Here is a 15188-nt window from a genome sequence, read left to right on the forward strand (position 1 = left end):
GCTGTAGATTGACAGATAATAGGCGGCTTTTTTATTTCAGGCCGAAAAATGACTGATTACCTGCTGCTCTTTGTCGGAACTGTGCTGGTCAACAACTTTGTACTGGTTAAGTTTCTGGGTCTTTGTCCATTCATGGGAGTTTCCAAAAAGCTGGAAACCGCGATGGGTATGGGGCTTGCAACCACGTTTGTGATGACGCTTGCGTCTATTTGCGCCTGGTTGATCGACACCTGGATTCTTATCCCGCTCGATCTCATCTATCTGCGCACGCTGGCGTTTATTTTAGTCATTGCCGTGGTCGTGCAATTTACCGAGATGGTGGTGCGTAAAACCAGTCCAGCACTGTATCGTCTGTTGGGGATCTTTCTGCCGCTTATCACCACCAACTGCGCGGTGTTAGGCGTGGCGTTGCTCAACATCAACCTCGGTCATAATTTTCTGCAGTCGGCGCTGTACGGTTTTTCCGCGGCCGTCGGCTTCTCTCTGGTCATGGTGTTATTCGCCGCGATTCGTGAACGCCTCGCCGTGGCAGACGTTCCTGCCCCCTTCCGTGGCAACGCGATAGCGCTGATTACCGCAGGTTTAATGTCATTAGCCTTTATGGGCTTTAGTGGTTTGGTGAAGTTGTAATGAATGCTATCTGGATTGCCGTTGCCGCCGTGAGCCTGCTGGGTTTGGCGTTTGGCGCCATTCTGGGTTATGCCTCCCGCCGTTTCGCGGTTGAAGATGATCCGGTTGTCGAGAAAATTGACGAAATTCTGCCGCAAAGCCAGTGTGGGCAATGCGGTTATCCTGGCTGTCGCCCCTACGCAGAGGCGATTGGCAGCGAAGGTGAGAAAATAAACCGCTGCGCGCCTGGCGGTGAAGCCGTCATGCTCAAAATTGCGGAATTACTGAATGTAGACCCGCAACCCATTGACGGGGATGAACAGGAACTCATCCCGGTCCGCATGCTGGCAATCATTGATGAAAACAACTGCATCGGCTGCACGAAATGTATTCAGGCCTGCCCGGTAGACGCGATTGTGGGTGCCACCCGAGCGATGCACACGGTCATGAGCGATCTCTGCACCGGCTGCAATCTGTGTGTCGACCCTTGCCCGACCCAGTGCATCGAATTACGTCCGGTGGCTGAAACGCCTGACAGTTGGAAGTGGGATTTGAACACCATTCCCGTTCGTATCATTCCCGTGGAACAACATGCTTAAGTTATTCTCTGCCTTTAGAAAAGATAAGATCTGGGATTTTGACGGCGGCATTCATCCACCGGAAATGAAAACCCAGTCAAACGGTACGCCCCTGCGCCAGGTTCCGCTGGCGCCGCGTTTCGTCATTCCCTTAAAACAGCACATTGGCGCCGAAGGTGAACTGTGCGTCAACGTGGGCGATCGCGTGTTACGCGGACAACCGTTGACCCGCGGTCGCGGAAAAATGCTGCCGGTTCATGCGCCAACCTCCGGCACCGTCGTTGCCATTGCTCCCCATTCCACCGCGCATCCTTCCGCCCTGGCAGAACTCAGCGTCATTATTGATGCTGACGGCGAAGATTGCTGGATTGAACGCGAGGGCTGGGCGGATTATCGTACCCGGAGTCGTGAAGATCTGATCTCCCGTATTCACCAGTACGGCGTTGCCGGACTCGGCGGTGCGGGATTCCCGACTGGCGTTAAATTACAGGGCGGCGGCGACAAGATCGAAACGCTGATCATCAATGCGGCGGAATGCGAACCCTATATTACGGCAGATGACCGCCTGATGCAGGACTGCGCCGCCCAGGTGGTCGAAGGTATCCGCATTCTCGCGCACATTCTGCAACCGCGTGAGATTTTGATCGGCATTGAAGATAACAAACCGCAGGCCATTTCCATGTTGCGGGCGGTACTGGCGGACGCGCACGACATTTCGCTGCGCGTTATCCCGACGAAATACCCTTCCGGCGGCGCAAAACAGCTCACACAAATTTTGACCGGTAAGCAGGTTCCGCATGGCGGTCGTTCTTCCGATATCGGTGTTTTGATGCAAAACGTCGGCACCGCGTATGCCGTCAAACGCGCGGTAATTGATGGTGAACCGATCACCGAGCGCGTCGTGACGTTGACTGGCGAGGCGGTGAGTCGCCCCGGCAACGTCTGGGCGAGACTGGGCACACCGGTTCGCCACCTCCTTGACGATGCCGGTTTTTGCCCTTCCGCCGATCAGATGGTGATTATGGGAGGGCCGCTGATGGGCTTCACCCTGCCGTGGCTGGATGTTCCGGTCGTGAAGATCACCAACTGTCTCCTTGCGCCATCGGCCACTGAAATGGGCGAACCGCAGGAAGAAAAAGGCTGTATCCGGTGTAGCGCCTGTGCCGATGCGTGTCCGGCCGATCTGTTGCCTCAGCAGTTGTACTGGTTTAGCAAAGGCCAGCAGCACGACAAAGCGACGGCGCACAATCTGGCGGACTGCATTGAATGCGGCGCCTGCGCCTGGGTATGCCCGAGCAATATCCCGTTGGTGCAGTACTTCCGGCAGGAAAAAGCCGAGCTCTACGCCATCAGTCAGGAAGAAAAGCGCGCCGCAGAAGCGAAAGCACGCTTCGAAGCCCGACAGGCACGACTTGAGCGTGAGAAAGCCGCGCGTCTTGAGCGACACAAAAGCGCCGCTGTACAGCCTGCCGCGAAAGATCATGATGCGATTGCCGCCGCGCTGGCTCGCGTGAAAGAAAAGCAAGCCCAGGCAATGCAACCGGTGGTGATTCAGGCGGGGGCGAAACCTGACAATAGTGCGGTGATTGCCGCGCGAGAAGCGCGCAAAGCACAGGCCAGAGCAAAACAGGCTGAAAACGGCAACATCGAAGAGAGCCGTACCGATGCAGATCCGCGCAAAGCCGCCATCGAAGCAGCGATTGCCCGCGCCAAAGCACGTAAGCAGGAACAGCAGACTGCCAGTGAACCAGCCGACCCCGTAGACCCACGCAAAGCCGCCATTGAAGCAGCGATTGCCCGCGCCAAAGCGCGTAAACAGGAACAGCAGGCAGTCAGTGAATCCGCTGAGCCCGTAGATCCGCGCAAAGCCGCCGTTGAAGCGGCCATTGCCCGCGCCAAAGCACGTAAGCAGGAACAGCAGGCAGTCAGTGAACCTGCCGACCCCGTGGACCCGCGCAAAGCTGCCGTCGAAGCGGCCATTGCCCGCGCCAAAGCGCGTAAACAGGAACAGCAGTCAGTCAGTGAACCTGCCGAGCCCGTGGATCCACGCAAAGCCGCCATCGCAGCGGCGATTGCCCGCGCTCAGGCAAAAAAAGCCGCACAGCAGCAGGTTGTTAACGAGGAATAAATGGTATTCAGAATCGCAAGCTCTCCTTACACCCATAACCAGCGCCAGACATCGCGCATCATGTTACTGGTGCTTATCGCCGCGTTGCCGGGGATTGCCGCGCAGCTGTGGTTTTTTGGTTGGGGTACGTTGTTCCAGATACTCCTGGCCTCGGCCAGTGCGCTGATTGCTGAAGCCACCGTGCTCCAGCTACGTAAACAGCCTGTCGTCTCGATATTAAAAGACAACTCCGCCCTGCTTACGGGTTTACTGTTGGCAGTGAGTATTCCGCCGCTCGCCCCCTGGTGGATGGTCGTGTTGGGGACTGTGTTTGCCGTCATTATTGCCAAGCAGCTGTACGGCGGCCTTGGGCAAAACCCGTTTAACCCGGCGATGATTGGCTATGTGGTGCTGCTGATCTCGTTTCCGGTACAGATGACCAGCTGGTTGCCTCCGCACGAAATCGCAGCGTCTGTTCCTGGTTTTTCCGATGCGCTACAGGTTATTTTCACCGGACATACCGCCGCTGGCGGTGATATGAACACGCTGCGGATGGGTATTGACGGTATCAGCCAGGCAACGCCGCTGGATACCTTTAAGACATCGCTGCATGCGGGTCACTCTGTTGAGCAGATCATGCAATACCCCATCTACAGCGGGATGTTGGCAGGTGCTGGCTGGCAATGGGTGAACCTGGCCTGGCTGGCTGGCGGCGTATGGCTACTGTGGACGAAGGCTATCAAATGGCACATTCCCGTCAGTTTCTTGCTGACGCTTGCCCTTTGCGCTTCGTTAGGCTGGCTTTTTTCACCTCAGTCACTGGCATCCCCTCAGTTACATTTGCTCTCTGGCGCGACCATGCTGGGCGCATTCTTTATATTGACCGATCCTGTGACAGCCTCAACGACGAATCGTGGCCGGTTGATTTTTGGCGCGCTGGCCGGCTTGTTAGTCTGGCTTATCCGCAGTTTTGGCGGTTATCCCGATGGTGTGGCCTTTGCCGTTCTGCTGGCAAACATCACCGTTCCCCTGATCGACTATTACACCCGACCTCGCGTGTACGGTCATCGAAAAGGATAAACCATGCTGAAAACAATTCGTAAACACGGCATCACGCTGGCGCTGTTTGCAGCGGGTTCGACAGGACTGACCGCCGCCATCAATATGATGACAAAAACGACGATCGATGAGCAGGCAGCGTTGCAGCAAAAAGTGTTGTTTGATCAGGTTATTCCGGCGGACCGCTACAATAATAACCTACAGAATAGCTGCTTTGTCGTAAACAGCCCGGCATTGGGGAAAGGTACGCATCGTGTTTATATCGCCCGTATGGACGATACGCCTGTTGCGGCAATTCTCGAAGCTACAGCTCCGGATGGTTACTCCGGTGCAATTCGGCTGTTAGTGGGTGCCGATTTCAACGGTACAGTCCTCGGCACGCGGGTGACAGAGCACCACGAAACGCCGGGTCTGGGCGACAAAATAGAATTGCGGCTCTCCGACTGGATAACCCACTTTGCGGGCAAGAGCATCGGCGGAGAAAATGATGCGCACTGGGCGGTAAAAAAAGATGGCGGCGACTTTGACCAGTTCACCGGCGCGACCATTACGCCGCGAGCAGTTGTTAATGCGGTGAAACGCGCAGGTCTGTATGCGCAAACGCTGCCTGCGCAACTCCCCCAACTCACCGCCTGTGGAGAATAAACCATGAGCGAAATTAAAGACGTCATTGTTCAGGGGCTCTGGAAAAATAACTCCGCCCTCGTGCAGTTACTCGGTATGTGCCCTCTGCTGGCAGTCACCTCAACCGCCACCAACGCGCTCGGTTTAGGTCTTGCCACGACGCTTGTGCTGACACTCACCAACCTGACGATTTCGGCACTGCGTCGCTGGACACCCGCGGAGATCCGCATCCCTATCTACGTAATGATCATTGCGTCCGTAGTCAGCGCAGTACAAATGCTGATCAATGCTTATGCATTTGGCCTGTACCAGTCGCTGGGGATTTTTATCCCGCTGATTGTGACGAACTGCATTGTGGTTGGCCGTGCAGAGGCGTTTGCCGCCAGAAAAGGCCCGGCGCTGTCGGCGCTTGACGGTTTTTCTATCGGGATGGGCGCCACCTGCGCAATGTTTGTGCTCGGTTCGCTTCGCGAAATCATCGGCAACGGAACCTTATTCGACGGTGCAGACGGTCTGCTCGGCAGCTGGGCAAAAGTGTTGCGAGTAGAAATTTTCCATACCGACTCACCGTTCCTGTTGGCAATGTTGCCGCCGGGAGCCTTTATCGGTCTGGGACTCATGCTGGCCGTGAAATACCTTATCGATGAGAAGATGAAAAAGCGTCGTGCCGAAGCCGTTACGGCAGATTCACCAGCAGGCGAAACAGGGAATGTCTCATGAACAAAACAAAACGTCTGGAAATCCTGACGCGTCTTCGCGACAACAATCCACACCCCACGACAGAGTTAAACTTTACGTCGCCGTTTGAACTGCTGATCGCCGTTTTGCTCTCCGCGCAGGCCACGGACGTTAGCGTGAACAAAGCGACGGCGAAGCTCTACCCTGTCGCCAACACCCCTGCGGCGATGCTGGAACTCGGCGTAGAGGGCGTTAAGTCCTATATCAAGACGATTGGCCTGTTCAACAGCAAAGCCGAGAATGTCATCAAAACCTGTCGGATATTGCTGGAGCAACATAACGGTAAAGTTCCTGAAGACCGCGCCGCACTGGAAGCGTTGCCAGGGGTAGGACGTAAAACCGCCAATGTGGTACTCAATACCGCCTTTGGCTGGCCGACCATTGCCGTCGACACGCATATCTTCCGCGTCTGCAACCGAACCCAGTTTGCACCGGGCAAGAATGTTGAGCAGGTTGAAGAAAAGCTGCTCAAAGTGGTTCCGGCGGAATTTAAAGTCGATTGCCACCACTGGTTAATTCTTCACGGACGCTACACCTGTATCGCCCGGAAACCCCGTTGCGGTTCCTGCATTATTGAGGATCTCTGTGAATTTAAAGAGAAAGTCGATATCTGAGCGACACGGAGGATGCCTATCCTCCTTACATTCATAACGTTTTGTTACACCCTCGAGACGCCGTCATTCACCGACAATGATACCAGGTCAGAAAGCCTTTCCAATGGAATATGCTGGCTATTAAACACTCCACCAGGTTAATCGTTTTTTTGATAGCGGAAATTTCTATTCATACGTGATCAAGATCACTTTGATAACTCGATGTGAATTTTTTTACCACTTCTTGTTAAAGTCACAATCAGTTGACCTGACCCCCTCTTTTCACTACAAAACATTACACTGGCTATTTTTCAGATAATGGCCTATTTCACTACTAAAAACCTTATATAGTAGAACATATCGCCACCATGGGGATTCCTGCCCCTTCCTGTAGAGTAATAAACTGCCTTTCTTCATTAGAAAAAATTTAACGCTACATAACATTTCGTGCGGCCGATGATTCCACCAGATAAGTTAAATGTAACAGACTATTACAAACCCCTTGTCTGACAGGGCAAGATAGTGAACATTACTTGCCGTTTCCCCTCCCACTATAACAATCGGACGGATGAACTTGACTCATCACGTACCTGAACTCCCCCGTTGATATGGGATGTAAAAAAAGAGGTAAAAGTGTCTACTGCAAACAATAAACCAACTGAAAGCGTGAGTTTGAACGCATTCAAACAGCCTAAAGCGTTCTATCTCATTTTCTCTATCGAGTTATGGGAACGTTTCGGTTATTACGGCCTGCAAGGAATTATGGCCGTCTACCTGGTAAAACAACTGGGTATGTCAGAAGCTGACTCCATCACCCTCTTCTCCTCCTTTAGCGCCCTGGTTTATGGACTGGTCGCTATCGGTGGTTGGTTAGGTGATAAAGTATTGGGCACCAAACGCGTCATTATGCTGGGTGCTGTCGTATTGGCGATTGGTTATGCTCTGGTAGCATGGTCTGGTCACGATGCGGGTATCGTTTATATGGGTATGGCGGCCATCGCGGTCGGTAACGGCCTGTTCAAAGCGAACCCGTCTTCTCTGCTTTCTACCTGCTATGCGAAAGATGACCCGCGTCTGGACGGTGCATTCACCATGTACTATATGTCCGTCAACATCGGTTCATTCTTCTCCATGCTGGCAACGCCATGGCTGGCTGCCCGCTACGGCTGGAGCACGGCATTTGCACTGAGCGTTGTCGGTATGCTGATCACGGTCGTTAACTTCGCATTCTGCCAGCGCTGGGTTAAACAGTATGGTTCCAAACCTGACTTTGAGCCGATCAATTTCCGTCATCTGCTGCTGACCATTCTGGGCGTTATCGCGCTGATCGCGATTGCAACCTGGCTGCTGCACAACCAGCAGGTCGCACGTATGGCGCTGGGCGTAATCGCACTGGGCATCGTCTTTATCTTCGGTAAAGAAGCCTTTGCGATGAAAGGTGCCGCGCGTCGTAAAATGATTGTTGCCTTCATTCTGATGCTTGAAGCCATCATCTTCTTCGTTCTGTACAGCCAGATGCCGACGTCTCTGAACTTCTTTGCTATTCGTAACGTTGAACACTCCATCCTGGGTATCGCGTTTGAACCAGAGCAGTATCAGGCGCTGAACCCGTTCTGGATCATTATCGGTAGCCCGATTCTGGCCGCTATCTACAACAAGATGGGTGATACCCTGCCGATGCCAACCAAGTTTGCTATCGGTATGGTGCTGTGCTCCGGTGCGTTCCTGATCCTGCCAGTCGGCGCGAAATTCGCTAACGAAGCAGGTATCGTATCCGTTAACTGGCTGATCATGTGCTACGGCTTACAGAGTATCGGTGAGCTGATGATTTCCGGTCTGGGTCTGGCAATGGTCGCACAGCTGGTTCCACAGCGTCTGATGGGCTTCATCATGGGCAGCTGGTTCCTGACAACCGCAGGCGCAAACATCATTGGTGGCTATGTCGCTAACATGATGGCGGTGCCGGAAAACGTGACCGACCCGCTGATGTCTCTGGAAGTCTATGGTCGTGTGTTCCTGCAGATTGGTATCGCTACTGCGGTTATCGCTGTTCTGATGCTGCTGACAGCACCAAAACTGAACCGCATGACTCAGGACGACGATGTACGCGAAAAAGCCGCCAAAGCCGCAACTGCGTAATTTTCAGGGAAACTGATTTTAAGGCCGCTAACGTTAAGTTAGCGGCTTTTTTTTTAGCCGACGTAGCACTACCATTGGTTAAACCTCAGCAAAAAGGAGTTACCGATGAAATTGTTCTACAAACCGGGTGCCTGCTCTCTTGCTTCTCACATCACCCTTCGCGAGAGCGGTAAAGATTTCACGCTGGATAGCGTTGATCTGATTAAAAAACGTCTGGAAAACGGCGATGATTATTTCGCGGTGAATCCGAAAGGACAGGTTCCTGCACTACTGCTGGACGACGGCACGCTGCTGACTGAAGGGGTCGCCATTATGCAATACCTTGCTGATACCGTCCCCGACCGCCAGCTACTGGCACCCACCAGCAGTATTGCTCGCTACAGAACGCTGGAATGGCTCAACTACATTGCGACAGAGCTGCATAAAGGCTTTACGCCGCTGTTCCGCCCGGACACCCCGGAAGAGTACAAACCGACGGTTCGCGCCCTTCTGGAGAAAAAGCTGCACTACGTGAATGACGTACTCAACGATGACCAATGGATCTGCGGGCCGCGTTTCACCATTGCAGATGCTTATCTGTTCACCGTGCTGCGGTGGGCGCGAGCCGTTAAGCTCAATATGGAAGGGTTAACGCATATTGACGCCTATATGGCGCGGGTAGCAGAACGCCCAACCGTCAAGGCGGCGCTTAAAGCAGAGGGATTGAATTAACGATTGTTATCGCCGGGTGGCGTTACGCTTACCCGGCCAACAATACGGACTGACCAATGGCCCGATAAACGATAGCGTCATCGGGCATTAAGTCAGAGCTGTGTTGCGCTAAAGTAGTGTTCCGGCTTCGCAATACGATCCTGTGCCGCAACGACCTGCAACTCATACTCCTGCATACTCTTCGTCGCTACCATGATTTCATAGACCGCGGCCGTCACATGCTCAAGCGCTTCCTGTAGGGTTGCACCCTGCAACAGTTTGACTAACAGCAGGCCGCTGGTCACATCGCCGACGCCCACCGGCTGGCGAGTGCCAAAATCCACTAATGGACGACTGATATGCCACGCTTCATTGCGGGTCACCAGCAGCATTTCAAAGCGATCCGCGCTGTAGCCTGCACGCGCCAGATGCTTCACCAGCACGATCTCCGGCCCCATCGCAATCAACTCACGGGCGGCCAGTACGGCTTCTTCAACATTATGTACAGCATGCTCGCAGAGAATTTCCAGCTCAACCAGATTTGGCGCAATGATGTCACTGGCTGGAAGCGCATGACGAACATGGAATTCCGCCACGCCAGGGGCGACGATACACCCTTTTTCAGGATGCCCCATGACCGGATCGCAGAAATACTTCGCCTGCGGATTCGCTGCCTTAACCTGGCGAACAATCCCCAGGATATGCTCACCCTGCTCTGCTGAGCCAAGGTAGCCGCTGAGTACGGCATCGCACTTCCGTAACTGATCAATCTCGGCGATGCCCTGCACAATTTCGGTTAAATGGCTGGGCGGCATGACGCAGCCGGTCCATTTACCGTATTGGGTGTGATTCGAAAATTGAACGGTGTTGAGTGGCCAGACATTCGCGCCAAGACGGCGCATCGGAAATTCTGCTGCACTGTTACCCGCGTGGCCAAAAACGACGTGAGACTGGATGGCGAGGATATTCTTCATTTTTTTACCTGAACATTAAAAATAAGGGAGTGATTTCTCACTCCCTGTTACTTAATGCGTTACTTCCAGCAAATCAGACAGTAGTTCTTTTTGCCACGGCGCAATAAGGTATAGCGACCAAACAAACGATCCGCATCGTTGAAGAAGTATTCAGGATCGGACTGTTTTTCGCCGTTGATGGTGACAGCATTCGAGGCAATTGTTTTACGCGCCTGACCGCGAGACGGTTGCAGCTCAGAATCCACCAACGCCTGCATCAGATCGGCGCCCTTTTCCATCTCAACCATCGGTACGCCATCCTGCGCCAGCTGTTCGAAGTCGGCTTCGCTCAGCGCACTCAGCGTGCCGTTGAACAGGCTTTCGGTGATGCGTTTTGCGGCCACCAGGCCTTCTTCACCATGAACCAGACGCGTCACCTGCTCGGCCAGCACATACTGAGCACGCGGTGCCTTACCGCTGTTTTTGTCTTCTTCTTCGAGGGCATTGATCTCTTCAATGTCCATAAAGGTGAAGAACTTCAGGAAGCGATATACGTCAGCATCTGCGGTGTTGATCCAGAACTGGTAGAACTTGTACGGGCTGGTTTTCTTCGGATCCAGCCAGACCGCGCCGCCTTCGGTTTTACCAAATTTGGTGCCGTCAGCTTTGGTGATCAGCGGAACCGTCAGACCAAAGACCTGATTCTGGTGCAGACGACGCGTCAGATCGATACCGGAAGTGATGTTACCCCACTGGTCAGAACCGCCGATCTGCAGCGCAACACCGTGCAGTTTGTTCAGGCAGGCAAAGTCATAACCCTGAAGCAGGTTATAGGAGAACTCGGTAAAGGAGATGCCCTGATCGTCACGGTTCAGACGCTGCTTAACCGCTTCTTTGTTGATCATCTGATTAACGGAGAAGTGCTTGCCGATGTCACGCAGGAAAGTCAGCACATTCATGCCGCCAAACCAGTCGTAGTTGTTCGCAGCAATAGCAGCGTTGTCGCCACAATCGAAATCGAGGAACGGTGCAACCTGTTTGCGGATTTTATCCACCCACTCCTGAACCGTATCTTCAGTGTTCAGTTTACGCTCAGCGGCTTTGAAGCTCGGGTCGCCAATCAGACCGGTCGCGCCACCTACCAGTGCGACAGGTTTGTGGCCTGCCTGCTGGAAGCGTTTCAGGCATAACAATGGAACGAGATGCCCCAAATGCAAGCTGTCAGCGGTAGGATCGAAGCCGCAATAGAGCGCGATCGGGCCTTGCGCCAGTCGCTCTGCTAACGCTTCCTCGTCCGTCACCTGGGCTACCAGCCCCCGCTCTTGCAATTGTTTAATCAAGTTACTGCTTGCCATCAAAATCTCCATGTATAAAACGACTGCACCTTAGCCGGTACACGACTTTTCGCCTGATGCGAAAGAAACATAGAATAAAGCGCCGGAATCAGGAGTACCAGCGCTTAAAACAAGAAATTTGCATCTTTAAGGAGCAAGCCTGTCGATTTTCCACCCGTTGTTTTCGCGTTGGTACAAAAAGCGGTCATGCAGACGGTGTTCGCCACCCTGCCAGAATTCCATTTGCTCAATGCTGACGCGAAATCCGCCCCAGAAGCTGGGCAGCGGCACTTCACCCTGCTGGAATTTCTGCTTGAGTTCGAGGAACTTGCTTTCGAGGATGCCACGCGCGGAGATACGGCTTGATTGTTTCGAAACCCAGGCGCCAATCTGACTGTCACGCGGGCGACTGTGAAAATACTTCACCACCTCAAGCGTGGACAGGCGTTCTGCTTTACCAATCACCATCACCTGACGTTCCAGCATGTGCCACGGGAACAACAGACTGATGCGCGGATTGTTTTCGAGTTGATGCGCTTTACGGCTACCAAGGTTGGTATAAAACACCATCCCTTTATCGTCGTAATGCTTGAGTAACACGATACGTTGATAAGGTTGACCATTTTCATCAACGGTCGCGACAACCATCGCCGTCGGATCGGCCAGTCTGGCTTCGCATGCCTGACCCAGCCAGCGTTCAAAAAGGGGTAATGGTTCGGCGGGAAGATCGTGGCGACGCAGGCCACCTTTGGTGTATTCACGGCGCAAATGCGCGATTTGCTGCAATTCGTCGTTATCAGACATGATGTTCGCTACGGATTGTCAGTGGGTGGCGCTATTGTGCGCCGCCCTGCTGAAAATCTCAACGCTTCGGGTTTTGTAACTGGCAGTTATTTAGCACAATTCTGTCACGTTTGTAGATTGTGGCACTGTCGCCTTTTGACCAGAAGACGTAGATGCCATCCGTGTAGCGTGCGCCTGATGCGGACACACCCTGCTTGAGCGTTTGCAGTTTATTATCGTAGATAAAGCTCACCTCTTGTCGCGTATTATTCAATTTGACGGTGAGTGGTTTTTCATCACACTGGTATTCCAGCGTATCTGTTTGCATACGCTCAACAAATTGATTGTAGACACTACAACCGGTGAGCAGCATGGGCAGACAAACGAGTAAGAGTTTTTTCATAGACGTATCCTGACGACTTTCCTGGTCCCGGAGGGTAAAACACCCTCCTTAACATCCTAAGTGTAACGGTATACGCTCGAAGAAAAATTCAGTTAACTCTGAGATCGTGGATTCGCAGGGAAAATAGCGCCCAGTATGCTCGGTTCTGAGGCCCCCGTCACTGAAGGCAGGTTTCCAGGGAGTCCGGCGAGCGTTCGCCAGGCAAGCCAGGCAAAGGCAAGCGCTTCCATATCATCACCGCTGATCCCGGCGTCATCTGTACTGGTCACTTCAGTTCCAGGCAACAATCCTGCCAGACGCGCCATCAGCAACGGGTTACGACTGCCGCCGCCGCAGACCATTAACCGCTCGCAGCCGCCGCTCAACAAAACTTGCTCTGAGATCGTTACCGCCGTCAGTTCTGCCAGCGTCGCCTGCACATCGCGAGGCTGAAGACCCGGAAATAATGAGAGATGCCGTTCTATCCAGCCGTAGTTGAAATACTCACGCCCGGTACTCTTCGGTGCCGGCAGCGAAAAATACGGGTCGCTCAGCATATTCTGCAACAGCGGGAGGATAACATTGCCCTCGCTCGCCCACTGCGCGTCTTTGTCATAGGGTTTGCCACACTGCCGCCAGATCCACGCATCCATGAGCATATTCCCCGGTCCCGTGTCATAGCCGCGAACCGGTTGTTCGGGGATCAGCAGCGACAAATTGGCAATCCCCCCGATGTTCAGCACCATGCGTCGTTCAGTGGGATGCGCCAGCAGCGCCTGATGAAACGCCGGAACCAATGGCGCGCCCTGACCGCCGAGCGCAATGTCACGACGGCGAAAATCGCCCACCACCGTTATTCCGGTGCGTGCCACGATCTGGTTGTTATCGCCAATTTGCAAGGTATGCGGCGCAATCCCGACAGGCTCATGCCACACCGTCTGCCCATGGCATCCGATGGCAATAACGTCCTGAGGTTTCAGATTTTGCTGTACCAGCATCGCGTTGACTGCCTCGGCAAAGAGTTGTCCGAGCTGTGTATCCAACTGACCGAATTGGGAAAGCGTGAGTTGCTGCCCCTGGCAAATATCCAGTATGGCCTGTTTCAGATGAACAGGAATCGGCCAGGTCAGACTCGCCTGTTGCGCCACCATATTTTCGTCTATTGCCGCCAGCACAACATCGACACCGTCAAGACTGGTCCCGGACATAACACCAATAAAACGGCCCGATTTCATATGTTTTCCTTTTTGGCATGGATTTCACTTATCACACTCAACCATAATATACCGGTCAATGCCACGCTTCACTGCCGGATTTTGACCGCGCGTTCAGCGCGATGAGTTTGTATTCTGATAAGTCTCGCGAATGGTTCGTTTATACTTGGTTAACCCAATTCTGATTATGATTTTCACAATGTTCCAGTAGAACATGTGACCTTAGGCTCACAAATGCCATATAATTTAACCATGAGGGATGCTTAAGTAGCGTTTCGTGGTGAACAGGAGATTTATAAATGATTAAACGTGTGCTGATCGTTTCAATGATGGGGTTGTCTTTGGCAGGCTGTACGAACACCGATAGCCTTTCCGGGGATGTCTATACCGCATCTGAAGCAAAACAAGTTCAGAATGTCACGTACGGGACTATTGTGAATGCTCGTCCGGTTCAAATTCAGGGTGGTGATGATTCGAATGTCATCGGCGCTATCGGCGGTGCGGTATTGGGTGGTTTCATCGGTAACACCGTCGGCGGCGGTACCGGACGCTCTCTGGCAACCGCGGCGGGCGCAGTAGCCGGTGGCGTTGCAGGTCAGAGTGTACAGGGCGCGATCAACAAAACGCAGGGTGTGGAGCTTGAAATCCGTAAAGATGACGGCAACACCATCATGGTTGTTCAGAAGCAAGGCAGCACCACGTTCTCTGCAGGTCAGCGCGTTGTACTGGCCAGCAACGGCAGCCAGGTTACCGTCTCTCCGCGCTAACCGAAGCGCTGATGCCGCCTGACGTAAGACGAGTATGTGTGGCCTGCCGGGTCACACATACGTCTTTCCGGGTTAATCCTGCGATTGCAACTCGATAATGTTGTGCTCAAGTTTGGCAACCAGCTTGATTAAAATGTCAATTTCCTGCTGAGAAATCCCTTCCAGAATCTCCCCACGGGTCTTATTAATCACAGCTTCCATCTCGGTAATAAGAGGCGTGGCTTTTTCCGTGAGCTTTATACGTTTCGCGCGACGATCGCTTGGACACGTCTGTCGTGAAATTAACCCTTTCTCTTCGAGCTGATCTAACGTACGTACCAGCGAAGGCTGCTCAATGCCGATCGCTTTCGCCAGTTGAATTTGCGACTGCTCCGGCGGCAATTGATGAATGTTGTGCAGCGTTACCCAGTGTGTCTGCGTCAACTCCAGAGGTTTCAGGCGATGGTCAATCAGAGCACGCCAAATGCGCACCAACCGTGCCAGATCAGAACCTAGTGGCGATTCCAATTTCATCTCCTTATAATTAGCTTGCTAAGTTATTATACTGATTTTAGAATAGTGTGCAGTATTTATATTCTCAAAACAAATGTATTGCTAAATTTGCATACGGGTAGACAT

General features: G+C 53.1%; 16 protein-coding genes. 10 read left to right on the top strand and 6 right to left on the bottom strand.

Features of this window, described 5'->3' with window-relative positions; all coding sequences use genetic code 11:
- Positions 1-48 precede the first annotated feature (48 nt).
- The 9 genes from rsxA (at position 49) to gstA (ending at position 9158) form a co-directional block, all read left to right on the top strand.
- Positions 49-630: an electron transport complex subunit RsxA gene (gene rsxA, locus AC07NP_RS05310; protein WP_005121199.1), complete on the top strand. Its 582-nt coding sequence runs from the start codon at positions 49-51 to the stop codon at positions 628-630.
- A complete protein-coding gene (gene rsxB, locus AC07NP_RS05315) occupies positions 630-1208 on the top strand; it encodes an electron transport complex subunit RsxB (RefSeq protein WP_203357931.1) in 579 nt (192 codons plus the stop codon). Before rsxA ends, rsxB begins: the two co-directional genes overlap by 1 nt.
- Positions 1201-3315, top strand: a complete 2115-nt coding sequence (rsxC, locus tag AC07NP_RS05320; RefSeq protein ID WP_494659789.1) for an electron transport complex subunit RsxC — start codon at positions 1201-1203, stop codon at positions 3313-3315. The genes rsxB and rsxC overlap by 8 nt, the downstream gene beginning before the upstream one ends.
- On the top strand, positions 3316-4374 hold the full coding sequence (gene rsxD / locus AC07NP_RS05325) for an electron transport complex subunit RsxD (RefSeq protein WP_494659790.1): 1059 nt from the start codon (positions 3316-3318) through the stop codon (positions 4372-4374). It begins immediately after the preceding gene.
- Between the two features lie 3 nt (positions 4375-4377).
- The gene (gene rsxG, locus AC07NP_RS05330) at positions 4378-4998 is read left to right on the top strand and encodes an electron transport complex subunit RsxG (protein ID WP_494659791.1); all 621 of its coding nucleotides are present in this window, start codon (positions 4378-4380) and stop codon (positions 4996-4998) included.
- A gap of 3 nt (positions 4999-5001) precedes the next feature.
- The gene (locus AC07NP_RS05335; protein ID WP_203357935.1) at positions 5002-5697 is read left to right on the top strand and encodes an electron transport complex subunit E; all 696 of its coding nucleotides are present in this window, start codon (positions 5002-5004) and stop codon (positions 5695-5697) included.
- A complete protein-coding gene (gene nth / locus AC07NP_RS05340) occupies positions 5694-6329 on the top strand; it encodes an endonuclease III (RefSeq protein WP_494659792.1) in 636 nt (211 codons plus the stop codon). The genes AC07NP_RS05335 and nth overlap by 4 nt, the downstream gene beginning before the upstream one ends.
- 612 nt (positions 6330-6941) lie before the next feature.
- Positions 6942-8447 (top strand): dipeptide/tripeptide permease DtpA, encoded by a 1506-nt coding sequence (dtpA, locus tag AC07NP_RS05345; RefSeq protein WP_494659793.1) that lies wholly within the window; start codon positions 6942-6944, stop codon positions 8445-8447.
- 105 nt (positions 8448-8552) lie between these two features.
- Positions 8553-9158 (top strand): glutathione transferase GstA, encoded by a 606-nt coding sequence (gene gstA / locus AC07NP_RS05350; protein ID WP_203357937.1) that lies wholly within the window; start codon positions 8553-8555, stop codon positions 9156-9158.
- A 92-nt stretch (positions 9159-9250) separates the two neighbouring features.
- Here the strand turns inward: gstA and pdxY are convergent, their stop codons facing one another.
- The 5 genes from pdxY to anmK all read right to left on the bottom strand — a co-directional run bounded on the left by pdxY (position 9251) and on the right by anmK (position 13824).
- A complete protein-coding gene (pdxY, locus tag AC07NP_RS05355) occupies positions 9251-10111 on the bottom strand; it encodes a pyridoxal kinase PdxY (protein ID WP_494659794.1) in 861 nt (286 codons plus the stop codon).
- A gap of 59 nt (positions 10112-10170) precedes the next feature.
- On the bottom strand, positions 10171-11445 hold the full coding sequence (gene tyrS, locus AC07NP_RS05360) for a tyrosine--tRNA ligase (RefSeq protein ID WP_203357939.1): 1275 nt from the start codon (positions 11443-11445) through the stop codon (positions 10171-10173).
- A 126-nt stretch (positions 11446-11571) separates the two neighbouring features.
- Positions 11572-12228, bottom strand: coding sequence for a pyridoxamine 5'-phosphate oxidase (pdxH, locus tag AC07NP_RS05365; RefSeq protein ID WP_494659795.1), 657 nt, complete (start codon positions 12226-12228; stop codon positions 11572-11574).
- 58 nt (positions 12229-12286) lie between these two features.
- A complete protein-coding gene (gene mliC / locus AC07NP_RS05370; protein WP_494659796.1) occupies positions 12287-12610 on the bottom strand; it encodes a C-type lysozyme inhibitor in 324 nt (107 codons plus the stop codon).
- 92 nt (positions 12611-12702) lie between these two features.
- Positions 12703-13824 (bottom strand): anhydro-N-acetylmuramic acid kinase, encoded by a 1122-nt coding sequence (anmK, locus tag AC07NP_RS05375; protein WP_494659797.1) that lies wholly within the window; start codon positions 13822-13824, stop codon positions 12703-12705.
- 278 nt (positions 13825-14102) lie between these two features.
- Here anmK and slyB point away from each other — a divergent pair, with 278 nt between their 5' ends.
- Positions 14103-14570: an outer membrane lipoprotein SlyB gene (gene slyB / locus AC07NP_RS05380; RefSeq protein WP_162380421.1), complete on the top strand. Its 468-nt coding sequence runs from the start codon at positions 14103-14105 to the stop codon at positions 14568-14570.
- Between the two features lie 72 nt (positions 14571-14642).
- On the opposite strand, the gene slyA is transcribed toward slyB, so the two are convergent.
- The gene (slyA, locus tag AC07NP_RS05385; RefSeq protein WP_192612106.1) at positions 14643-15083 is read right to left on the bottom strand and encodes a transcriptional regulator SlyA; all 441 of its coding nucleotides are present in this window, start codon (positions 15081-15083) and stop codon (positions 14643-14645) included.
- Positions 15084-15188: the final 105 nt, after the last annotated feature.

The sequence above is a fragment of the Citrobacter sp. GW821-FHT07H02 genome, assembly GCF_059418505.1.